This window comes from Arthrobacter sp. AG258, assembly GCF_004364695.1.
Taxonomy (GTDB): domain Bacteria; phylum Actinomycetota; class Actinomycetes; order Actinomycetales; family Micrococcaceae; genus Arthrobacter.
The window spans coordinates 593,381-615,280 of record NZ_SOBI01000001.1; the positions used below are offsets into that span (position 1 = coordinate 593,381).

16 protein-coding genes are annotated in these 21,900 nt (G+C 65.9%); 5 read left to right on the forward strand and 11 right to left on the reverse strand.

Annotated features, from left to right (window positions below; all coding sequences use genetic code 11):
• Positions 1 to 2: 2 nt before the first annotated feature.
• The 3 genes from DFO47_RS02830 to DFO47_RS02840 form a co-directional block, all read right to left on the reverse strand.
• Positions 3 to 974 (reverse strand): ABC transporter permease subunit, encoded by a 972-nt coding sequence (locus tag DFO47_RS02830; RefSeq protein ID WP_018761792.1) that lies wholly within the window; start codon positions 972 to 974, stop codon positions 3 to 5.
• Complete coding sequence (locus DFO47_RS02835) at positions 975 to 2,504, reverse strand: extracellular solute-binding protein (protein ID WP_018761793.1); 1,530 nt, start codon at positions 2,502 to 2,504, stop codon at positions 975 to 977.
• 106 nt (positions 2,505 to 2,610) lie between these two features.
• Positions 2,611 to 3,285 carry a DUF624 domain-containing protein gene (locus tag DFO47_RS02840; RefSeq protein ID WP_133830592.1) on the reverse strand — a complete coding sequence of 225 codons (675 nt, stop codon included), beginning with the start codon at positions 3,283 to 3,285 and terminating at the stop codon, positions 2,611 to 2,613.
• A gap of 240 nt (positions 3,286 to 3,525) precedes the next feature.
• On the opposite strand from DFO47_RS02840, the gene DFO47_RS02845 reads away from it, so the two are divergent.
• Both DFO47_RS02845 and DFO47_RS02850 read left to right on the forward strand, forming a co-directional pair.
• Entirely contained in the window at positions 3,526 to 4,731 is a 1,206-nt protein-coding gene (locus DFO47_RS02845; RefSeq protein WP_133830593.1) for a Gfo/Idh/MocA family oxidoreductase, read from the forward strand.
• Complete coding sequence (locus DFO47_RS02850; protein WP_133830594.1) at positions 4,731 to 7,982, forward strand: family 78 glycoside hydrolase catalytic domain; 3,252 nt, start codon at positions 4,731 to 4,733, stop codon at positions 7,980 to 7,982. Before DFO47_RS02845 ends, DFO47_RS02850 begins: the two co-directional genes overlap by 1 nt.
• On the opposite strand, the gene DFO47_RS02855 is transcribed toward DFO47_RS02850, so the two are convergent.
• The 5 genes from DFO47_RS02855 to DFO47_RS02875 are packed head-to-tail and all read right to left on the reverse strand — an operon-like array spanning position 7,969 to position 13,124.
• Positions 7,969 to 9,267 carry an MFS transporter gene (locus DFO47_RS02855; RefSeq protein WP_347876395.1) on the reverse strand — a complete coding sequence of 433 codons (1,299 nt, stop codon included), beginning with the start codon at positions 9,265 to 9,267 and terminating at the stop codon, positions 7,969 to 7,971. The genes DFO47_RS02850 and DFO47_RS02855 overlap by 14 nt on opposite strands.
• 2 nt (positions 9,268 to 9,269) lie before the next feature.
• Positions 9,270 to 9,902, reverse strand: coding sequence for a Poxvirus protein I5 (locus DFO47_RS02860; RefSeq protein ID WP_133830595.1), 633 nt, complete (start codon positions 9,900 to 9,902; stop codon positions 9,270 to 9,272).
• 18 nt (positions 9,903 to 9,920) lie between these two features.
• A complete protein-coding gene (locus DFO47_RS02865; RefSeq protein WP_109045184.1) occupies positions 9,921 to 10,838 on the reverse strand; it encodes a carbohydrate ABC transporter permease in 918 nt (305 codons plus the stop codon).
• The gene (locus DFO47_RS02870) at positions 10,835 to 11,788 is read right to left on the reverse strand and encodes a sugar ABC transporter permease (protein WP_026264595.1); all 954 of its coding nucleotides are present in this window, start codon (positions 11,786 to 11,788) and stop codon (positions 10,835 to 10,837) included. Before DFO47_RS02870 ends, DFO47_RS02865 begins: the two co-directional genes overlap by 4 nt.
• A 46-nt stretch (positions 11,789 to 11,834) precedes the next feature.
• The gene (locus tag DFO47_RS02875) at positions 11,835 to 13,124 is read right to left on the reverse strand and encodes an ABC transporter substrate-binding protein (protein ID WP_133830596.1); all 1,290 of its coding nucleotides are present in this window, start codon (positions 13,122 to 13,124) and stop codon (positions 11,835 to 11,837) included.
• Positions 13,125 to 13,323: 199 nt separating this feature from the next.
• Between DFO47_RS02875 and DFO47_RS02880 the strand changes: the two genes are divergently transcribed.
• A complete protein-coding gene (locus DFO47_RS02880) occupies positions 13,324 to 15,351 on the forward strand; it encodes a beta-galactosidase (RefSeq protein WP_133830597.1) in 2,028 nt (675 codons plus the stop codon).
• Between the two features lie 202 nt (positions 15,352 to 15,553).
• Here the strand turns inward: DFO47_RS02880 and DFO47_RS02885 are convergent, their stop codons facing one another.
• The 3 genes from DFO47_RS02885 to DFO47_RS02895 all read right to left on the reverse strand — a co-directional run bounded on the left by DFO47_RS02885 (position 15,554) and on the right by DFO47_RS02895 (position 19,044).
• Positions 15,554 to 16,912 (reverse strand): extracellular solute-binding protein, encoded by a 1,359-nt coding sequence (locus DFO47_RS02885; RefSeq protein ID WP_133830598.1) that lies wholly within the window; start codon positions 16,910 to 16,912, stop codon positions 15,554 to 15,556.
• A gap of 253 nt (positions 16,913 to 17,165) precedes the next feature.
• On the reverse strand, positions 17,166 to 18,110 hold the full coding sequence (locus DFO47_RS02890) for a carbohydrate ABC transporter permease (protein ID WP_018761805.1): 945 nt from the start codon (positions 18,108 to 18,110) through the stop codon (positions 17,166 to 17,168).
• A complete protein-coding gene (locus DFO47_RS02895; RefSeq protein ID WP_018761806.1) occupies positions 18,100 to 19,044 on the reverse strand; it encodes a sugar ABC transporter permease in 945 nt (314 codons plus the stop codon). Before DFO47_RS02895 ends, DFO47_RS02890 begins: the two co-directional genes overlap by 11 nt.
• A gap of 371 nt (positions 19,045 to 19,415) precedes the next feature.
• Here DFO47_RS02895 and DFO47_RS02900 point away from each other — a divergent pair, with 371 nt between their 5' ends.
• Together DFO47_RS02900 and DFO47_RS02905 are read left to right on the forward strand one after the other, a co-directional pair.
• The gene (locus tag DFO47_RS02900; protein ID WP_133830599.1) at positions 19,416 to 20,684 is read left to right on the forward strand and encodes an extracellular solute-binding protein; all 1,269 of its coding nucleotides are present in this window, start codon (positions 19,416 to 19,418) and stop codon (positions 20,682 to 20,684) included.
• Between the two features lie 54 nt (positions 20,685 to 20,738).
• Positions 20,739 to 21,860: an acetylxylan esterase gene (locus DFO47_RS02905; RefSeq protein WP_133830600.1), complete on the forward strand. Its 1,122-nt coding sequence runs from the start codon at positions 20,739 to 20,741 to the stop codon at positions 21,858 to 21,860.
• The last annotated feature ends 40 nt before the right edge of the window (positions 21,861 to 21,900 follow it).

The following is a 21,900-nucleotide window of genomic DNA, read 5'->3' on the forward strand; positions in this document are numbered from 1 at the left end:
GGCTAGAACAGTCCGCTCTGGTTGAATCGTTTGGCCAGCCAGTTGGTGCCGAAGATCAGCACGATGCCCACCAGGGATTTGAACAGGCCCACTGCCGTGGAGTAGCTGTAGGCGCCCTGGGTGATGCCCACGAAATAGACGTAGGTGTCAAAGACGTCCGCCACCTCGCGGTTGAGGGCGTTGGTCATCAGGTAGATCTGTTCGAAGCCGGTGTTGAGCATCTGCCCGATGGCCAGGATCAGCATCACGATGATGGTGGACCGGATCGCGGGAAGCGTGATGTGCCAGACCCGGCGGAACCGGCCGGCGCCGTCGATGATGGCGGCCTCGTACTGGTCCTGGTCCACCGTGGCCAGGGCGGCCAGGAAGATGATGGTGCCCCAGCCGGTGTTCTTCCAGATGTCCTGCAGCACGATCAGGGGCCGGAACCACGCGGGATCGGACAGGAAATCGATGTTCGTGCCCATGACGTTGTTCAGGAACTGGAACAGCGGGCCGATGTCCAGGGCGAACAGCAGGAAGCTCAGGGACGCCACGATGGTCCAGGACAGGAAGTGCGGGATGTACACCAGGGTCTGGACCGTGCGCTTGAGGACGGACAGGCGTACCTCATTGAGCAGCAGGGCCAGGACGATGGTCAGCGGGAAGGCGATGCCCAGGTTCAGGAAAGCCAGGATCAGGGTGTTGCCCAACAGCCGGGGAAAATCCGGGTTGGCAAAGAAATCCGTGAAGTTCTGCACTCCCACCCAGGGGCTGCCGTTTACCCCCAGGAACGGGACGTAATCCTTGAACGCGATGGATACGCCATACATGGGGGCGTACCGGAACACCGCGAAGTACACCACGCCTGGCAGCAGCAGCAGGTACAACCACTTGTAGTGCGCGAAATGGACGGAAAACCTGCCGTTCTTCCGTTCCCGCACGGGCGGCCGGTTGGCCGCCCGTGCCTCAGCCTCGACAACGGGGGCTGCCATTTACTTGTTGTCCTGCCAGAGCTTGTTGATCTCTTCCTTGACCTTGTCGCCGCCGCTGGTGTTCCACAGCTTGATGGCGTCCTTGAGCCCCTGCTCATCGATCTGGCCCGCCAGGTACTTGATCCGGGCATCGGCCACGATGTTGTCCAGCTGGGCTCCCTTGGCCACATAGGTGGCGGAAACGTAAGGCGCTGCCGGGTTGTAGACGGCGCTCTTGAGGTCCTCCGCCATGACGTCGGTGCGCTTGTCGAAGACCTGCTGCTCGTAGTCGCTGGCCTGCTTGACCGGGTAGAACTGGTTGCCGGCAACGTTCATGCCCAGCTGGGCGTAGCTCTTGATGTCCGTGGTGACGGCCTTGCTGGCGTCCGTTTCCGGCTTGACCGGAGCGGCCTTGCCGTCCACCACCGTGAAGTTGACGCCTTCAATGCCGTTGTTCAGGAGGATGCCGGCGTCCTTGCCGTTGAGGGTGTTCAGGAATTCCAGGACCTTGTCCAGTTCGGCTTCCGTCCGGACACTGGCTTTCGGGACGGCCAGGAAGCCGGAGTAGCCGTCGGTGGGGTGGGCGTGCAGCTTGCCGTCGGGGCCTTCGAGGTTGCCCACGAAGCCCACTTTGTTCTGGAAGTTGTTGGGATCTGCCTGCTTGAAGAGATTGATGAGGACGCTGACCCGGGAATCGACGTCCACGATGATGCCGCCCTTGCCGTTGAAGAACGGCTCATTCCATTTGGTGCTGTCGAACGTGGCGAAGTCGGGGTTGATGAGCTTCTCATCCACCATCTTCTTGATGAAGCGGTCCGCTTGGAGGAACTCGTCGGTCTCGAAGCTGGGTACCAGCTTTCCGTCCCGCTCGGTCCAGCGGTTGCCGGCCCCGAACCATTCCTCGATGACGTCGTAGGGGCTGTTGCTTCCCAGCGCGCCCCATTTGGGAATCGTGATGCCGTAGGTGTCATTCTTGCCGTTGCCGTCCGGGTCCTGCTCGGTGAACGCCTTGGCCACCTTGTAGAGGTCCTCCACGGTCTTGGGCGGCTGCAGGCCCAGCTTGTCCAGCCAGTCCTGCCGGAACATGACCGCGGTCCGCATCGGGGCGCGGCCGCGGAAGATGCCGTAGACCTTGCCGTTGACGCTGGCGTTCTGCTGGATGTCCGGGTAGGTGGTCTTGAGGTTGGGGTACTTGTCCAGCTTGCCGGTGAGGTCCCAGAAGGCACCGGCCTGGGCGTTCTTGACGAACCCGGGGCTCTTGCCCTGGATCACCATGACCTGCGGGATGTCCGATCCTGCCAAGGTGATGTTGGTCTTGTCCTCGTAGGAGGCGTTGGGAGCCCAGTTGATCTTTACCTGCTTGCCGGTGATCTCCTCCAGCTTCTTTTGCACTGCGCCGTCCGCGCCGGGCGGCTGCGCCTCGAGGAAGGGCGCCATGATGGACACCGAGGTGAGGTCGGCGGCCGGGGCGTCACCTCCGCTGCAGGCCGTGAGGGACAGGGCCGCGGCGGTGACGACGGCGGCGGCCAGGGAAAGTTTCCTGCGGATCATATTCTTCCTTTTCCACTTCATTGGGGTTCATTGGGCCTTAGGGCAAGTATTGATACGTTTCATTTAGAAGCCGGGCATGGCCTGGCCGCACCCGGGAGGAGGGCGGTCAGGCGGTGGAGGCTCCCTGCAGGGCGGCCCGGCCGTCCGGTTCCGCTGCCAGCGCTTCGGCTACCGATTCGTCATTCGCGGTGAAGAAGCGGTCGCAGAGCCAGCCGGTCAGGAAGAGCCAGGCTCCGATGCTGAAGAACGGAATCAGGCCCGGGAGCGCCGCGCTGGCGTACGCCGCGGCGGCGGTGACGAACAGCAGGATGACGGTTCCCGCAAGATGCCGCACGGCAAAGCGCGACGACGTCAGCAAGTACTGCCGCAGCGGCAGTTCGTAGCGGGCGTACAGGGGAAACACGTAGCACGCTGCGCCGGCCAGGAAGATTGCGGCAACAAAGATGCCTGCCGCCATGAGCTGCGCGAAGAGCCCGCGCCCCGCCGAAAAGTAGTTCCAGTTCAGGGCAAGAGCAACGGAGACGGCCATGACCGGCAGTGCAAGGATGTTCGCGCGGCCAAAATTCCTGGTGTACCCGGCAGCAAATCCGCGCACCAGCGGAGCCGCCTCCCCCCGGGCCCGCTTGCGCACCAGGATCTGCGCCGCGGCCGTGGCCGGCCCGGCACCAAGGATGCCGCCACCCATCAGGGTGAACACGATCCACAGCAGGTTCAGGCCCGCAATCCATGCGAGCGTGTCAAAGAATGAATAGGCACGCGCACTGAAGGTCCCGGACAGCATGGCTGGGCTCCCTTCTGTTCTCCATCGTTGCAGAGGCGAAGCGGAAAGTGTCCCGCATCACGCTGGTAATCGGTTTCTCGAAAATCTAGACCCGCACCGGCACCTCGGTCAAGTGAATTTTTGAATCGTTACATAGCTGGACTGGCAATGCCTCCATGCCGCACACTGAACGGTGGAAAGCGCTTGCTGACAGATGGCGGGCGCTACAGGCTGGTGCCCGGACGGGCAGGACGGAGAACCATGGGAACGGCAACGGAAGCGGCCGGCAAGGGCGCCGGAACCGCCCCGGGGACTGCGGCGCGGGTGGCACTGGTGGGCGTGCACGGCTTTGGCACCCATCACCTCCGGAACCTTGAACGCCTGCAGGCGGCAGGCGCCGTCGAGCTGGTGGCGGTTGCCGATCCGCAGCCGCCCGCGCCAGGTGCCGTGCCGCCGTCGGCCGCCATCCACCCCGGGCTCGACGAGCTCCTCCAGGCCGCCGGGGACCTCGACCTGGTCATCGTGGCCACACCCATCCAGACGCACGCCCCGCTGGCCCTGGCTGCCCTTGCCGCGGACGCGGAGCTGTACTTGGAAAAACCCCCCGTCGCGTCCCTTGCCGATTTCAACCGGCTGTGTGCCGCGGCGGAGGATTCCGGGCGCGGTGTCCAGATCGGGTTCCAAAGCCTCGGTTCGCACGCCCTGCGGGCCATCGAGGAACTGCTCGCGGCCGGCACCATCGGCACCTTGGAGGGCATCTCGGCCACCGGCCGCTGGGTCCGGGACCGGGCCTACTACAAACGCTCGCGCTGGGCCGGGAAACGCAGCATCAACGGCGTGGACGTGGTGGACGGCGTCGCCACCAATCCGTTGGCGCATGCCGTGGCAACCGCCCTCCGGATTGCCGGGGCGCGCACCACCGCTGACATCGCATCCGTGGAGACCGAGCTGTACCGGGCCAACGACATCGAATCGGATGACACCTCCGTGATCCGGATCCGCACCACTCCAGGCCTGCCCATCACCTGCGCGCTGACCATCTGCGCGTCCGAATCCGTTGAGCCCTGCGTGACCCTGCAGGGCTCGGCCGGCACCGCCGTGTTCCACTACACCGAGGACCGGCTCAGCATTGAAACCGCAGCCGGGCGCAGCGAAAAGACGTTTGGCCGCGATGACCTCACCGAGAACCTGCTGGCCCACCGCGCCACCGGCGTTCCGCTCACCAGCAGCCTGCTGGACAGCGGAGCCTTCATGCTGGTGCTGGAAGCGGTCCGGACGGCGCCGCTGCCCTCCCCCATCGATCCCGCCCACGTCCGGTGGGAGGGCGACGGCGACTCAGCCCACGCCGTCGTAACAGGTATTGAGGCCGCGCTGGAACGTGCGGGCCGGGAGCACGCCACCTTCAGCGAGCTGGGACTCCCCTGGGCCGTGTCCGCCCCGGCCACCTTTGATATTCCGGCTTCCTGATGGGCGGCCAGTTCCGCGACGCCGGTCACCTGCGCGCAGCCAACCTGCTGACGGACGGGCTTTCCGCCTGCCTGGCTGCTTCGCCGGCCCCCGCGTTCAGCTGGCAGCTGGCCCAGGGCGACGGCGACGATCCCGCCCTGGCACAGCAGACCGGCTACGAGGTTGAGGTCCGGGACACCCGGGGCGCGCTGGTGTGGGGCTCGGGTCCGGTAGCTTCCGCATCCCAGCGCGGCGTGCCCTATGGCGGCCCCGCCCTGGCGGACGACTCGGACTTCGCCTGGCGCGTGCGCATCCATGATGCTGCCGGCAGGGCGGGCTCCTGGTCTTCCCCGCACCCCTTCAGCACCGGCCTGACGGACGCGTCCTGGCAGGCCGGCTGGATCAGCCGGGCCCCGGGCGGGCGCGCCCCGCTGGAAATCCACAACCGCGCCCTGCGGGTGGCAGGCTCGCCGTTCCTGCCTCTGCCGTGCCCCGCCGTCCGCAGCGTCCGGATCCAGGCCCGGCTCCGGCCCGTCATGGGCAAAGCCGGCATGATCCTGCGGAGCAGCGGACCCGGGACGGGCGTGCTGCTCGAACTGGGCCCGGCCGGAGAACTGGTACTCCGCCGCACTCCGGACTGGGAAATCCCCTCCCCCGCCGCCCCGGATTCCGAGGTCCTGGGAACCGCCGCACCGGCAGGAGACCGGCAACCTTGCCCCGGATCGTGGCAGGACCTGGATATCAGGGACGACGGGCTGACCATCCGGGTGTCGCTGGGCGGAACGGAACTGCTGGTGGTTGATGTACCGGCATCCGCGGACAGCGGCGAAAGGGCCGCCCTGCACCAGGGACCCCGGAGCCAGGCGGAGTACGCGCGGCTCAAAATCACCAGGGAGGTTCCCGGCCGTTCCGGGACCATCCTGCTGGACCACCGTTTTGACGCCGCCGAGGACGACGCGCTTGCGTCCTTGGCACAATGGGACCGCACCACCGGACACCGGCAGCCCGACGAGTGGACCCTGTTCCGGGGCACCATGGCGCTGGACGGGACGGTCCGGCGGGCCAGGCTCTTCGTGGCGGCACACCACCACGCGCAGGTTTCGGTGGCCGGAACGCCCGGCCTCGGCACCACCTCGTTCGGCTACCCCGGCGAGGGGTATTTCGATGCCGCCGACGTCACCGGGGTCCTGGCGGCACATCCGGCCGGAACGCCCGTGCCGGTGACGGCCCTCCTCCACTGGTACGGTCCGGGCCAGGGCCGCGCCGCAGGTGTTCCCGGCCTGTTGCTCAGGCTGAGTGTTGATTACGACGACGGACGGCGCGGCGTCCTTGTCTCGGGCCCTGGCTGGCGTGCCGGCGAGGCCCCGTACCGCCAGTCGGGCTACCGCAATGACGAGGGCGACCCCGTGGAGCACCTGGATGGCGAGGCCGCAGCGTCCCTGGACATCACCGAAGACCTTCCTGCCGCCATCAGCGCCGGCCGGCACCCGACGTCGGACTTTCCCCGGCTGCACGCCCGCCGGACGTTCCTGGGCGGGGAGTTCGTGGCACCGCGGCAGTTCCTTGCCGCGAAGGACGGCACCCTGGTGGCGGACTTCGGGCGCGTCATCCCGGCCCGGCCCGAGGTGGACTTCCTGGCCGGCGTCCCGGGGCGCACGGTCATGCTCCGGGCCGGCTACGTCCTGCGCCCGGACGGCAGGGTGGATGCCGGAAAGACCCCCAGCCAGAACACGGACATGTCCTTCCCCTACACCCAAACCGCCGGACCACAGCAGTTCCGGGCCTCCGTCCACCTCGGCTTCCGCTACCTGGAACTGCCGGGCGTGGAGGCGGCGGACGTGTCACGCGTCGGCGCCACCACGGTCTACGGCAGCCACCCCGGCGAGGGCAGCTTCACCAGTTCCGACCCCGTCCTGGACGAGGTCGTCGGGCTGCTGCGCGATTCTGCGCTCTACGGTGTCCAGGAGCAGTTCGTGGACACTCCCACCCGGGAAAAAGGCCAGTTCCTGGCCGACGCCGCCAACATTTCCTACGCCACCATGGCGTTCTTCGGCGAACACGCCTACACGGCGCAGGCACTGCGGGAATTCGCCTGGTCAGCCCGCCGCTACTGGAACACCGGGGCGGACAAGGGCCGGTACAACGCCGTCTATCCCAACGGCGACGGCAAGCGCGACATCCCCGATTTCTCCCTGATGATGCCGGAGTGGGCGGAGGAGTACCACCTGCGCTCCGGAGACCTGGGCCTGGTCCGCGAACTGCTCCCCCACCTGTGCGACACGGCCGACTACGCCATGCGCTGCATTCCGGCGGAAGGCCCGACGGCGGGACTGGTCACCAGGCTGGGCGGCGGCTCGGGCCCCTACCTGCACGGCATCGTGGACTGGCCCGCACCCGGCCGGTTCGGCTACGACATGGAGTGCGCGGCCACGACCACCGTCAACGCCCAAGCCTACTCGGCTCTGGTGTCAACGGCACGGCTCTGCAACACGGCCGGCAAGGAAGACGCCGCCGTCCGCTACGCCACGGCAGCCCGTGCGCTGGCCGGCGCCATCCGCGGCCGGCTGCGCGTCGGCGGGGTCATGGTGGACGGGCTCCATGAGGACGGGACACCCAGTTCCCACGCCTCCCAGCACGCCACGTCCTTCCCGCTCTCACTGGGCATCACGGACCCCGGCCACGCGGAAGCCGATGCCGCCCGGATCGCCGGAATGGGCATGCGGCAGGGCCCCATGACGGTGCACCGGCTGGTCCGTGCCCTGGTGCGCCAGGGCCGCATGGACGCCGTCCTGGACCTCCTCACCGCCAAAGACCAGCCCGGCTGGGCACGGCTCCTGGACCGCGGAGCCACATTCACCTGGGAAGCCTGGGACCTGGCCGAGGGGACCGACTACAGCCAGTCGCACGCTTGGTCCGCATCCGTGCTCAAGGAGATCCTCGAGCACCTGCTCGGCATCCGGTACGCCGTCCCCGGCGGCACCGCGGTGGTGATTGAACCGCCGCTGTGCCGCTTGGAGCACGCCCGCGGCAGTATCCCGGTGGACAACGGATACGTACAGGCGAGCTGGCGCAGGCGCGGTAGTTCGGTGGAGCTGGAGTGCACGGTTCCACCGGGCACCACTGCCACCGTGAGGCTGCCCGCCGGCACCTACGGGGTCAAAGGGCCCACTGCGGATGCCGCCCCGGTACCTTCCGCCCCGTTGGGCACCGCGGACGGCGCCGCCAGGGAAATCCGCGTGCACACCGGCACCTGGATCTTTACGCCCCGGTAGTTGCCACTGCAGGACGGGTGCGCCGCCCGTGCCGCCAGAGCAAGAGGCCGATGACCATGGCGGACAGCATGCCCAGGCAGCCGGTGGCCACCAGGCCCGCCCGGACTCCGAACTGCTCGGTCAGCCAGCCGGCCAGGAGGCCACCGAGCGCATGTCCGCCCAGCAGGAGCGGAAGGTACAGGGCCATGACGCGGCCGCGGATGGCGGGACCGGCCTCGAGCTGGACGGCGGTGGCGGCGCTGGTGAGGAACAGCAGCGTCATCATGCCCACCACCACCAGCATGGCAGTGAAGAGGCCCACGGTGGGCATGAGCGCTGCCAGCAGCTGGGACAAGCCGAAGAGGCCGGCCGCGGCCACAATGCCTTTCCGGCCCATGGTGCCAAGCCGCGCGGCCAGGAGCGCGCCGGCCAGGGCGCCGACGGCACTGACGGTGTTGAAGAGGCCGAAGCCTTCCACGCCGTTGTGCCACACCCGCTCGGCGAACGCCGCCAGGACCACCGGCCCGTTCATCCCGAAGGCGCCCAGCAGGCCGGCGAGGAGGATGAGGAGCAGGAGCCGCGGCCGCTCCCGTACATAGTGGAGGCCGGCAAGCACCTGGCCCCGGCCGCGTCCGGCGCGCTGGCCGGGATGCAGCTCGTTGGTCCGGATGGCCATGATCAGGCCCAGGACACCCACGCCGATCAGCGCGTTGGCGGCAAAGGCCGCCGCCGGTCCGGCCTGGGCGATGAGCAGCCCGCCCAACGCCGGGCCGGCCATGCCGCCCAGTTGGGACAGCGCATTGTTCAGTCCGATGGCCGGCCGCAGCGCGGCGTCCCCCACCACTTCATTGACGAACACCTGCCTGGTGGGCTGGTCCACCGCCGCAATGATGCCCAAGGCGACGCAGCTGGCGTACACCACCCATACCGTCAGGGTGCCGCTCGCGGCCCACGCCGCGAGGCCAATGCCCAGCAGCACGATGACGGACTGGCATACCATCATGATCCGGCGCTTGGGAAAGAGGTCCACTACCAGCCCGGCCAGCGGGCCCACCACCAGCATGGGCAGGAACTGCAGGGCGACGGCGGCGCCCACCGCTGCGGGGCTTCCGGTCAGCTGCAGCACCAGCCAGTCCTGGGCCAGGCGCTGCATCCACACCCCCAGGCTGCCGGCCAGCTGCATGCCCAGGAACAGCCGGTAGTTGTGCTGCCTCAGCGGGTGGTACCACCGGGGTTGGCCGGGCCCGGGGCGGCCGCGTTGACCGGTTCGGGCGCGTTGATCGGTTCGGGCGCGGCGCAACGGCACAGCTAGCGTCGGGGCCGGCCGGACCGCAGTTTTACTGCCGCCGCGGCGAGGATGAGGGTGCCGGGGACCACCACGAAGAGCGCCGCGAGCATCCAGACGAACACCACGGCGCAGAACAGCGCGGCCGCGAGCAGCAGCGAACCGGTCCAGTCGCGCAGGGTCATTGCCTGCCCGGCCTGGAGGGCCGTGCGCCAGGAGTCCCCTGCGGTGGCGCCTTGGCCGGTTGCGTCGGTCCAGGCCGAGGCGGCGCGGAGCAGCACGATCGCCGCTCCGGCCGCCAGGATCAGGGTGGCTGGCAGCACCACTCCACGGCCCGGCAGTTGCCCCACCCAGGCGAGCAGGAGGTTGAGGACAATCACGACGGCGGCTGCCGCCGTCGTCAGGCCCAGCTTCCAGCTGCCGGGCAGGGCCGCCCTGAAGAGGCGCCAGAGTCCGCGGACCGAATCATCCCGGCCGGCCAGGTGCCGTTCCAGGTGGGCGATGCCGGCCGCGTAGGCGGCCGGGAGGGTTACCAGCGGGACGGACAGCACCAGCACCAGCAGGCCTGCCAGGAGGGTTTCGGAGAACAGGGCAAACCGGTTCACCGGGATGGGCTCGTGGCCGGAAACGTGGGTGGTGCTGTCCATGGCGCTCATTTTTCTCTCCGTTGACCGTTAGCCCTTGAGGCCCTGGGTGGAAACGCCCTCGACGATGTACCGCTGGAAGATCAGGAAGAAGATCAGCACGGGGAGCAGGGCCAGGACGGACATGGCGATCATGGCGCCGTAGTCCGAGGACTGGGTTTGGTCCACAAAGAGGCGCAGGGCCAGGGGCAACGGGTACTTGTCGGGGGTGTTCAGGTAGAGCAGCGGGCCCAGGAAGTCGTTCCAGCTCCAGATGAAGGAGAAGATCGAGGTGGAGATCAGGGCCGGTTTCATCAGGGGCAGCATGATGGAGGTGAAGATCCGGACGTGCCCTGCGCCGTCGATGCGGGCTGCTTCGTCGAGTTCGGCGGGCAGGTTGCGCATGAACTGCACCATCAGGAACACGAAGAACGCGTCTCCGGCGAGGAACTTGCCGATGAGCAGGGGGACATAGGTGTCCACCAGACCGAGCTGCTGGAAAATGATGTACTGCGGGATGATCACCACGTGGAACGGCAGCAGCAAGGTGGCGATCATCATGCCGAAGAACACGCTGCGGCCCGGGAATTTGATCCGGGCGAAGGCGTAGGCGGACACGCTCGCTGAGAGGATGGTGCCGACGACGGCGCCGATGGCCAGGATCAGCGAGTTGGTGAAGAACTGCAGGGTGGAGACCCCGCCGATGCCGTCCATCGCGGTGGCGAAGTTGTCAAAGCTGAAGTTGCTGGACCACAGCGAGGTGTTCTGGCCGCCGATTTCCGAGTTGGGTTTGAACGCGGAGGCGATCATCCACAGGGCGGGGTAGAGCACCACGCAGGTCAGCAGGAGGGCTGCGGCGTGGAAGATGGTGCTCTTGGCGCGTTTGGCGGTGGTGGATTCGGACTTCGGGTTGTAGGCCGGGGCGGTGGCGCCCGGGGCCGGTTGGACGGGGGTTGCCGTGGTTGTCATTTTGCATCACCGCTGTAGTGGACCCAGGACTTGGAAGTGCGGAAGAAGATCAGCGTGATGATGCCGACCACGATCACCAGCAGCCAGGCCATGGCCGAGGCGTAGCCCATCCGGAAGTCGCTGAAGCCGCGCAGGTACAGGTAGAGGGTGTAGAAGAGGGTGGAGCCGGCGGGGCCGCCGTCACCGTTGGAGATGATGTAGGCCGACGCGAAGATCTGGAACGCGTGGATGGTTTCCATCAGGAGGTTGAAGAAGATCACCGGCGAGAGCATGGGCCAGGTGATGTTGAAGAACTTCCGCACCGGACCGGCACCGTCCATCGATGCCGCCTCGTAGAGTTCGCCCGGGATCTGTTTCAGGCCGGCCAGGAAGATCACCATAGGGGCGCCGAACTGCCACACGGTCAGCAGGATCATCATGGGCATGGTCATGGACGGATTTCCCACCCAGCCGCCGATGTTGATCCCGAAGAAGGACAGGCCCTGGTCCACCGGCCCGGAATCGCCGAACATGGCCTTCCAGACGATCGCGATGGACACCGAGGCCCCGATCAGGGACGGGGCGTAGAACGCCGACCGGTAGAAGCCCTGGCCGCGGCGCTTGCTGTTCAGCAGCATCGCCACCGCCAGGGCCGCGGCGAGCTTGAGCGGGGTGCCGAAGACCACATAGGAGAGGGTCACGCCCACGGACTGCAGGAAGCGCTCGTCCTGGAAGAGGGTGGCGTAGTTGTCGAAGCCGATCCACTTGGGCGGCTCGAACAGGTTGTAGTTGGTGAACGAGAGGTACAGGGAGGAGATCATCGGCCCGACCGTCAGGGCGATGAACCCCAGCAGCCAGGGCAGCAGGAAGGTGTAACCGGCGCGGGCATCCGCCCCGCGCTGCCGCGACTTGCGCGGCAACGCGGTACCGGAGTGCCCCTGGCGCCTGCTCAGGGTTGGGCTTTGAGTCACGAGTTCAATCCGTCAGTCGTGAACACTCGATCAGGCACTGGCCGGATCAGGCGTTCTGCTTGATGAGGTCTTCGGCTTCCTTGAACCACGCGTCGACGGCACCGTCAACGGTGAGCTTGCCGTAGTTGAGGTCGGAGGCAATCCGGCCGAACGATGCTTCCAGCGTGCCGAACCCGACGATCGGCGGCTCGGGTGCGTCCTTGAGGTACTGCTCGATGGACTTCTCGTAATCCACCACCAGCTTGTCGGCGCCATCGAACGTGGTGCCGTCGCGCTGGGTCTTGGAGGCCGGAACGCCGCGGGAGGTCTTGAAGATCTGGCCCACCTCGGGATCGTTGACCATGAAATCGATGAAGCGTGCGGCCGCGTCCTTGAACTTGGTCTTGGCGCTGGCCACCATCAGCATGGACGGCTTCAGGAACAGGCCCAGGTTGTTCGGGTCATCCGAGGGCACCGGTACCAGCTTGAGTTGCTTGGCGCCGCTGTCAGCCAGGTATCCGGCCATGAAGTTGTCCCAGGTGACCTCGGCGGCACTGACGTTGGAGCCGAACGGGGACTTGGGCTTGAGCTGGGTTACCCTGTCTTCCGGCACGAGGGCCTGGGTTCCGCGCAGCTTCGAGTTGAGGTTCCACCAGGTCTTCAGGTCGTCCTTGCTGAATCCCAGCTTCCCGTCGCTGGTGAAGGCCTGGATGTTCTTCTGGCGGAGCCAGATGTTGAACTGCCACCAGACACCGGTGAAGTCCGTGGAGCCGAAGAGGGTGCCGTTGCCCTTGTCCCCAACTTCCTTTAGGAACGCCTGGAATTCGGACCAGGTCCATTTGCCGGTGGGTTCGGCGATGCCCAGGGAGGCCAGCTTGGCGGGATCGTAGTAGACCGCGAAGGCGTTGGTGCTGGTGGGGATGCCGTAGGTCTTGCCCTTGATCTGGCCGGACGGCAGGAGTGATTTCTCGAACGCGGAGGTATCGATCTTCACCGTGCCCAAGTCCAGGAGCTGGTTGCGCTGGCCGTAATCGCGAAGGTAGGACAGGTCCCACTGCATCACGTCAGGCAGGCCGCCGCCGGCCGCTTCGGTGGCACGCTTCTGCCAGTAGCCCGCGAAATCCGTGAAGTTGCCGTTGACCTTGATGTCCGGGTTCTTTGACTCGAACAGGGCGATGGCTTTGCGGGTCCGCTCGGCGCGGTCGTCGTTGCCCCACCAGGTGTAGTTGATGGTCACGGGTTTTTCAGCGGATCCGGTCTGGCCGGATGAGTTGCCTCCGTTCCCGCAGGCTGCCAGGGCTGCGGCAGATGCGGTGCCGATGGCCACGGTTGTGAGGAAATGCCTTCTGTTGATCACGGGAGCCTCCTTGCTCTTTGGGTGCCTGCCTTGGCTCGGTCTACAACGTAAGTAGTGAGCTGGCTAACATGGCGTCTGAAACGATACAATAGCTGCATTCGGATTAATGGGCAAGCGTTTTCCAAGCCGCCAGGCAAGCGTTTTCCAAGAAAGCGTTTCCTCATTGCAAACCCCGCCTCACAGTTGACAAAGGAGTCCCATGACACAGCAGGAAAGCCCCGGCCCGTCCAAAGTGTGGAGCAACATTGGGGGCATCGCTTTCGGAGGCGACTACAACCCCGAGCAATGGCCCGCCAGTGTCCGCCTGGAGGATCTGGACCTCATGCAGGAAGCGGGCGTGAATTTCCTCAGCGTCGGCATTTTCTCCTGGGCCCTGCTGGAACCCGTCGAAGGGCACTACGAGTTCGGCTGGCTGGACGAAGTACTGGACAACCTCGCCGGGATCGGCGTGAAAGTGGCCCTGGCCACCGCCACCGCCGCACCTCCGGCCTGGCTGGTGCGCAAACACCCGGAAATCCTGCCGGTCAGGGCTGACGGGACCGTGCTGGGACCGGGCTCACGGCGGCACTACACGCCGTCGTCGGCCGTGTACCGCCGCTACGCCGCCGGGATCACCCGCGCACTCGCCGAACGCTACAAGGACCACCCCGCGCTGGCACTGTGGCATGTGGACAACGAACTGGGCTGCCACGTCTCGGAGTTCTACGGCGAAGAGGACGCAGCCGCCTTCCGCACCTGGCTTGAACGCCGGTACGGGAGCATCGCTGCCTTGAACGCTTCCTGGGGCACGGCATTCTGGTCCCAGAACTACGGCTCCTTCGAGGAAATCCTGCCGCCCGCCGTCGCACCGTCCACCCTGAACCCGGGCCAGCAACTGGACTTCCAGCGGTTCAGCTCGTGGGCGCTGATGGACTACTACCGGGAGCTGGTGGCCGTCCTTCGCGAGGTGACCCCGGACATCCCCTGCACCACCAACCTGATGGCCTCAAGTGCCACCAAATCCATGGACTACTTCAGCTGGGCCAAAGACCTGGACGTCATCGCCAACGACCACTACCTCGTGGCCGCGGACCCGGAACGCCACCTGGAACTCGCGTTCAGCGCGGACCTCACGCGCGGCATTGCTGGCGGTGACCCGTGGATCCTGATGGAACATTCGACGTCGGCGGTCAACTGGCAGCCGCGCAACCAACCCAAGATGCCCGGCGAGATGCTGCGCAATTCGCTGGCCCACGTGGCCCGCGGGGCGGACGCCGTGATGTTCTTCCAGTGGCGGCAAAGCTTCGCGGGGTCGGAGAAGTTCCACTCCGCCATGGTGCCGCACGGGGGACGGGACACGCGGGTGTGGCGTGAAGTGGTGGAGCTTGGCGCGGCCCTGCAGCGCCTCGAACCCGTGCGCGGTTCGCGGGTCCAGTCGCGTGCCGCCATTGTCTTCGACTACGAGGCCTGGTGGGCCAGCGAGATCGACTCCAAACCGAGCATCGACGTGAAGTACCTGGACCTGCTGAGGGCGTTTCACCGGTCGCTGGTCCTGCGCGGAGTCTCCGTGGACCTGGTGCATCCGTCGGCGTCACTTGACGGCTACGACCTGGTGCTGGCGTGCACCCTGTACGCCGTGTCCGATGAGGACGCCGCCACCATCGCCGCCGCGGCTTCGCGCGGGGCCACGGTCCTGGTCAGCTATTTCAGCGGCATCGTGGACGCTCAGGACCATGTGCTGCTCGGCGGCTACCCGGGCGCGTTCCGCGATCTCCTGGGCGTCCGGGTGGAGGAGTTTTATCCGCTGCTGGCCGGAGCCCAGCTCAAGTTGAGCGACGGGACCACTTCTTCCATCTGGAGCGAGCATGTCCACCTTGCCGGCGCCGAGGTGGTGCAAACCTTTACCGAATACCCGCTGGAGGGGGTTCCCTCCCTGACCCGGCGGCCTGTTGGGCCAGGGGCGGCCTGGTACCTGGCCACCTTCCCGGACGCCAACGGCATCGAAGCCCTGGTTGACAAGCTGCTGGCCGAATCGGGCGTTTCGCCCGTCGCCGCTGCCGATCCCGGGGTGGAACTGGTGCGGCGCCTGTCCCCCGACGGGCGCAGCTTCCTGTTCGCCATCAACCACACGAGGGCGGATGCCGCCGTCTCAGCCACTGGCCCGGACCTGCTAACCGGTGGCCCCTTCCCGGGCACCGTTCCTGCCGGCGGCGTCGCGGTGGTGGCGGAGGGCCAGGCACAGTCCTAAGGACGGCCGACGGCGGCACCGGCTTGGGTGCCGCCGTCCGCGGAACGCTCAGTCCCGTTAAAAGTGGACTGCGACTTAAACACCTCCGCCCCGGAAAGGAACCATCGGTTCCCGCCGGGGCGGAGCTGCCACCCGCCGTCGGACGCCTCGGGCGGGGAGGCGTCCACCCGTGTTGTCCGGAGCCGTGTTGGCGGTGTGAAGATCAGCTGCTGATGGCGGACTTCATCTCGTCCGTGGCCTTCTTTCCCGCGTCGGCCGGGGACAAGCGGTCAAACAGGACTTCCGAGGTGTAGCGCTTGATGATTTCCTGGATCGCTCCCGCACCCTTTGGCGGCGGCGCCGGGGCATCGCCGAGTTCGCCTTTGATCTGGTCGATGAAGGTGACCACCTTGACGTCTGCCGGGGTGAGTTTGGGCTGGATGGCTGCCCGGACATCAGCGTTGGGATACACACCACGGTCCGCCAGGAGCGCTTCACCGGCTTTGACGTTGTTGGTCAGGAAGTTGATGAACTTGGCCGTTTCCTGCGGGTGCTTGGTGCGCGAGGAAGCGGACCAGAACTGCGAGGCTTTGTACCAAAGCTCCGCATCGGCTGCCGATCCCGTCTTGGTGGGGAACCGCAGGATCTTGAGGTCTCCGCCGCTGGCCTTCTCCAGGGCAGGCGCCTGGTTGGACCACCAGAACGCCATGGCGTTCTTGCCGGTCGCCAGGCCGCTCTGGTCAAGGGGCGCGGCCTCAGCCTCGACCACCTCCGATGCGGAAGGCACCGCCTTCTTCTGGCTCAGCTCCTTCAGGAACGCCCACCATTCGGCGATGTCACCGGACTCAAAGCCCAGCTTGCCGTCGGATGTGTAGAGGGACTTGCCGTCCTGCCGGAGCCAGACGCCCAAGGAGGCCTCATCCGTTCCGTACGCTGCCGCTCCGTAGGTGCCCTTGGGCGACTTCGCGGTGATCTCGGCGGCGATCCGGCCGAAATCGTCCCAGGTCCATTTGGTGTCATCCGGCAGCGGAACTCCGGCGGCCTGGAAGACTGCGGGATTGGCCAGGATGGTGGCGGCGTTGATGCCGGCCGCGATGCCCGTCAAGCCCTTCTGGCTCTTGCCTGCATTCAGGGCCGCCTCATCCAGCTTGGAGGTGTCGATGTCGTACTTGGACAGATCCAGGAGGGCGCCGCGGCTGGAGTACTCGGTGATGTATTTCTCGTCCATCTGGATGATGTCCGGGGCGTCGTTGGCGGCCACCTGGGTGGCGAGCTTGTCCCAGTAACCGCTCCAGTCGCCGAATTCGGGTTTGATCTTGATTTTGGGGTTTTCGGCTTCGAACTGCTTGATGGCTTCCTGCGTCAGCTGGGCGCGCTTGTCGCCGCCCCACCAGGAGAAGCGAAGCTCAACGGTTCCGTCGGCGCTCTGCGGAGCTGCTCCACCGCCGCAGGCACTGAGGGCCATGACAGCGGCGACTGCGGCTGCGACAGCACCCGCTGTACGGGTTCGGCGCGATGAGCGTGACGGTGGTGCCCCTGCCGGCTGCTTGGCAGCGGATGCAGGACGGGGAAAAAGCGGCACTGTGTAACTCCGATCTTCTTTGATCCAGGTGCGGTGATGTTGGGGGTGGCCGGGGGCGTAGCCGTCGAGGTTTCGAAGAGGGCCTCAGGCCGTGAAAGCGCTTTCTGCATCTAATACTACAAGTCTATAACTTGTATTACAAGGCGTTCGGCGAAGTGCATCCGCCCCGTGACGCGCGAACGGCCCGCCGCTGGCGACGGGCCGTTCAAAACAGGTGGTGCAGGGGGTGCGTGGCGCCGGGTGCGGCCCGGCGTTACTTGATGCCCGTGGTGGCGATGCCCTTGATCAGGAACCGCTGGCCGAACAGGAACACCAGGAAGACCGGGAGCAGGGACACGATGGACATGGCGAACAAGGATCCCCAGCTGGTGGCGGACTGCGAGTCGACGAACGCACGCAGTGCCACGGGAACGGTGAACATATCCGGGTCCGTGAGGTAGATCAGGGCGCCGAAGAAGTCGTTCCAGGTCCAGATGAACGTGAAGATCGTGGTAGTGGCCAGGGCCGGCACCATCAGCGGCAGGATTACGCGAAGGAAGATGCGCGGATGGCCGGCTCCGTCGATCCTCGCGGCCTCGTCAAGCTCCTTGGGGATGCCGCGGATGAACTGCACCATGAGGAAGACGAAGAACGCATCCGTGGCAAGCAGCTTGGGAACGATCAGCGGCCAGAAAGTGTTCACCCAGCCGATCTGCGAGAACAGGATGTATTGCGGCACGATCACCACGTGGAACGGGAGCATGATGGTCAGCAGCATGATGCCGAAGAACAGCTTCTTGGCGGTGAACTGCAGCCGCGCGAACGCGTAGGCAGCCATCGAGCATGAGACCAAATTGCCCAGGATCGAGCCGATCACCACGATCGCGGAGTTGATCATGTAGTGGCCGAACGGGTGCGTCAGGGCCGACCATCCGGAGGTGTAGTTGCTCATTTCCAGGCTGTTCAGCCACAGGCCCGGTTCACGGAAGATCAGATCATTCGGCCGCAGCGAGGAGACCACCATCCACAGGAGCGGATAGATCATCAGCCCGCCGGCCAGGATCAGGATCCCGTGCTTCATCAGCGATTTACCGCGCTGGGCCCTGCTGAAGGCCAGCGTTCCCCGGGACTCGCGGACCCTGGGCTTGCGGTTCGTAGGCTTGCCGGCGCCCCCGGACTTCTTCTCCGGGGTGGGCAGCGTCTCAAGCTTAGTCGTCATAGAAAACCCAATACTTAGAAGCGATGAAGTTGATGGCAGTGAAGACGCCGATGATAAGCAGCAGCACCCACGCCATGGCTGAGGCGTAGCCCATGTCGAACTGGCCGAAGCCCTTTTGGTAGAGGTACAACGTAAAGAACATCGTTGAGTCCGAAGGTCCGCCGTTGCCGCCGGAGACGATGAACGCCTGGGTGAAGGACTGGAACGAACCGATGATCTGCAGGACCAGGTTGAAGAAGATGATCGGGCTGAGCATCGGCATGGTGATCCGCCAGAACTGCTGGAGCGTGGTGGCACCATCCACCCTGGCCGCCTCGTAGTACATGTTGGGGATCTGGCGCAGGCCCGCGAGGAAGATGATCATCGGAGCACCAAAGGTCCAGACGTGCAGCAGGATGATCGATCCCAGGGCCGTGCTGGGATCCGAGATCCAGCCGGGACCCTGAATGCCGAACATGGCCAGGACCTGGTTCACCAGGCCGGTGGTGCCGAAGATCTGCTTCCACAGGATGGCGACGGCGACCGAACCGCCCAGCAGCGACGGCAAGTAGAACACGGAACGGTAGAACGGAAGGCCGCGGAGCCCCTTGTCCAGGACGAGCGCGATCAGCAGTGCCACGGCCAGCTGCAGTGGAACACCCACCAGGACGTAGGTGAACGTAACCCGCAACGAGTTGTGCAGCCGGGCGTCGCTGAGCATCCTGGTGAAGTTGTCCAGCCCCGTCCACTCGGGCGGCTGCAGCAGGTTGTAGTCCGTAAACGAAAGGTAGAGGGACATCAACATGGGGCCGATGGTGATGGCCACCAAACCCACCAGCCACGGGAGCAGGAAAATGTAGGCGGCCTTGTTGTCCCGCCTGTTGGCCTTCTTCTCCTCAGCGGTGGCTTTGCCCTTCCGCCGGCTCAACGAAGACAGTTCGCTGATGGCGCTCACGGTTGCTGCTCCATCACGGACAGCAGGCAAGCGTCGGCCGGCAGCGGGGCCGGACGGCGCGTCCTGGGAATATGCTTTGCGGCCATGTGGTCTCCTTTGGTCATCGTGGCCTCCACGTTTCGGTCATCGCCAGGCGATGGGGGTTCGGGACTCCCTTCGCGGGCCCGCTGCATGCCCGTCAGGGCTGGAGCGGTTCCGCCCGCCGGGAGCGTCGTTCTAGAAAGCGGCTCCGTACCAAAGTAAACGGTTTCTTGACTCCTGTACAGCCCTTTGTTAGTTTTTGAGAAAACGTTTTCTGTTGCATCTGGCAAGGGGACGCGACCACCAAAATATGGGGGACAACAATGAGGTTTGGTCTCAGGAAATCGGTCATGGGAATCACCGGCGCCGCCGCCGCGCTGGCCATGGTCCTTACCGGCTGCGGCAACAGCCCGCAGGCCGGGAAAGCGGGGACTGCGGAGGATCCCGTCACCATCCGGTTCGCCTGGTGGGGCAACGACTCCAGGGCGAAGACCACCATGGAGGTCATCAAAGCATTCGAAGCCGCCAACCCCACCATCAAGGTTCAGGGCGAGAACACCGAATTCAGCTCCTACTGGGACAAAATGGCCACCCAGATCGCCGGCGGAACCACCCCGGACGTCATCGCCATGAGCGGCGCCTATCCCAGCGAATACTCCAGCCGCGGCGTCCTCCTGGACCTCGACAAGGTGAAGGACCAGATCGACACCTCGAAGTTCGCCGACGGGACCGTTGAGCTGGGCAAGATCAACGGAAAGCAGTACACCATTACGGCGGGCGTCAACTCCATGTCCATGGTCCTGGACCCCAAGGTCTTCGAGGCCGCCGGCGTGCCGCTGCCGGACGACGAAACCTGGACCTGGGACGACTACGCACGGATCGCCGCCGAAATCACCAAGAAGTCGCCGGCCGGCACCTTCGGCACGACCCCCATGGCCAACGACTCCTTCCTCGCCGTCTGGGCACGCCAGAATGGCCAGGAGCTCTACACGGACGACGGCAAGAAGATGGGCATCAGCGAGGACACGCTCGCCAAGTGGTTTGAGCTCAACAAGAAGCTGATGGAAACCGGGGGCGCCCCGTCCGCGTCCCAGACCGTCGAGGACGGGTCCGCCCAGCCTGAGATGACACTGATGGGCCAGGGAAAGCAAGGAATGAAGATTTCCTGGAGCAACCAGATGACGTCCTACTCCGGCGCCCCGCTGGTCATGGTGAAACTTCCCGGCGAAAGCAGGACGCCGGGGGCCTGGCTGCGTTCGTCGATGGAATACGCCATCTCGTCCAAATCCGCCCAGCCCAAGGAAGCGGCCCTGTTCATCAACTACCTGGTCAACAACATGGACGCGGCCACCAAGATCAAGAGCGACCGCGGCATGCCCGCCAACACCGAACTGAAGGCGGGCATCACTCCCCTGCTCAAGGAAACCCAGCAGAAGGAAGCCACCTACCTGGACCGGATCGCGGCCATGAAGGTTCCGGCACCCAAGCCCTTCCCGGCAGGATCATCCGCAACCCTGGAAGTTTTGAACCGTTACAACACGGATGTACTCTTCGGAAAGATCGCGCCGCGGGACGCTGCCAAAGGCATGATTTCAGAGGTCAACCAAAACCTCGCCTGACGGTTGCCGCGGCGGACGGATGAACAGACACCAACCACGAAAGGAGGCAGGCACATGATCACGGCAACACGGCCCAGCGCCATCGGCGGCTACGACGATTGGCCTGCCTACGTCCGGGCCCGTCCCCGCCACCGGGCGTCCACCGCGGCGGCGCAGGAGCTCTCTGACGCCTTGGGCGTCCCGGCTGTGCCCGCGCCGCCGGACGTACGGGTGCACTGGGAGGAAACGCACGACGAAGCCACCACCACCGAACTGAGCTGGCAGTTGGGCTTCGGGCCGCGCACCACGGGCTGGCTGGTCCGGCCGGCAGGACATTCCGGACCGCTGCCAGGCGTCCTGGCCCTGCACTGCCACGGCGGCAACAAGTTTGGCGGTGCGGACCGGCTCGTGGAGCTCCCGACAACCCACCCGTCGGCGGCCGCCGCACGCGCAGGGCACTATGACGGCCGTGCGCTGGCCACCGGCCTGGCCCGCCAGGGTTTCGCTGTCCTTGCCCATGACACGTTTGCCTGGGGAAGCCGCCGGTTTGACCTCTCCACCCCGCCATGGCGGACCGCCGCGGCCGTTGACGCACGGCAGGCGCAGTGGCGGGCGGACGGCATCGCGCCTTCCGAGGCCGAAGAATACAACGCCGCGGCCGGCGTCCATGAGGACACCGTGGCCAAGGCGGCGGGGCTGCTCGGCACCAGCCTTGCCGGCATGGTGGCCCACGACGACCTTGCCGCCCTCGACGTCCTGGCCGCACTGCCCGGCGTCGATGCGGACAGCCTGGGGTGCATCGGTTTCTCCGGCGGCGGCGGCCGTTCCCTCACCCTGGCCGCCCTTAGCCCGCGCATCAGGGCCGCCGTGGTCACCTGCATGATGACCACGTTTGAATCCCTCTTCCCCGCGTACCTCGACGCACATTCGTGGCTGCTGCAGACTCCCGGGCTATGGAAGCTGGGTGACTGGCCGGAACTCACAGCCCGCGCAGGGTCCGCCCGGTTCCTGGTGCAGTACGCCCTTGCTGACGAGCTCTTCCCGGAAGCCGGGATGCGCCGGGCCCACCAGTTACTCGAATCCCTGCACGGCGGCACCGACAGGTATGCGGGCAGCTTCTGGCCCGGCGGGCACGTCTTCACGGCGGCCATGCAGGACGAGGCCCTCGACTTCCTGGCGAAAACGCTGACCACCTGACCCCCCCCCCCCCACACCAGCACCGCTCCCAAGGACCCAC

Coding starts and splice junctions, on each gene's coding strand:
- DFO47_RS02880 (WP_133830597.1), top strand. CDS start 13,324: ATGACACAGCAGGAAAGCCCCGGCCCGTCCAAAGTGTGGAGCAACATT.
- DFO47_RS02860 (WP_133830595.1), bottom strand. CDS start 9,902: ATGAGCGCCATGGACAGCACCACCCACGTTTCCGGCCACGAGCCCATC.
- DFO47_RS02865 (WP_109045184.1), bottom strand. CDS start 10,838: ATGACAACCACGGCAACCCCCGTCCAACCGGCCCCGGGCGCCACCGCC.
- DFO47_RS02835 (WP_018761793.1), bottom strand. CDS start 2,504: ATGATCCGCAGGAAACTTTCCCTGGCCGCCGCCGTCGTCACCGCCGCG.
- DFO47_RS02850 (WP_133830594.1), top strand. CDS start 4,731: ATGGGCGGCCAGTTCCGCGACGCCGGTCACCTGCGCGCAGCCAACCTG.
- DFO47_RS02830 (WP_018761792.1), bottom strand. CDS start 974: ATGGCAGCCCCCGTTGTCGAGGCTGAGGCACGGGCGGCCAACCGGCCG.
- DFO47_RS02905 (WP_133830600.1), top strand. CDS start 20,739: ATGATCACGGCAACACGGCCCAGCGCCATCGGCGGCTACGACGATTGG.
- DFO47_RS02890 (WP_018761805.1), bottom strand. CDS start 18,110: ATGACGACTAAGCTTGAGACGCTGCCCACCCCGGAGAAGAAGTCCGGG.
- DFO47_RS02845 (WP_133830593.1), top strand. CDS start 3,526: ATGGGAACGGCAACGGAAGCGGCCGGCAAGGGCGCCGGAACCGCCCCG.
- DFO47_RS02900 (WP_133830599.1), top strand. CDS start 19,416: ATGGGAATCACCGGCGCCGCCGCCGCGCTGGCCATGGTCCTTACCGGC.
- DFO47_RS02840 (WP_133830592.1), bottom strand. CDS start 3,285: ATGCTGTCCGGGACCTTCAGTGCGCGTGCCTATTCATTCTTTGACACG.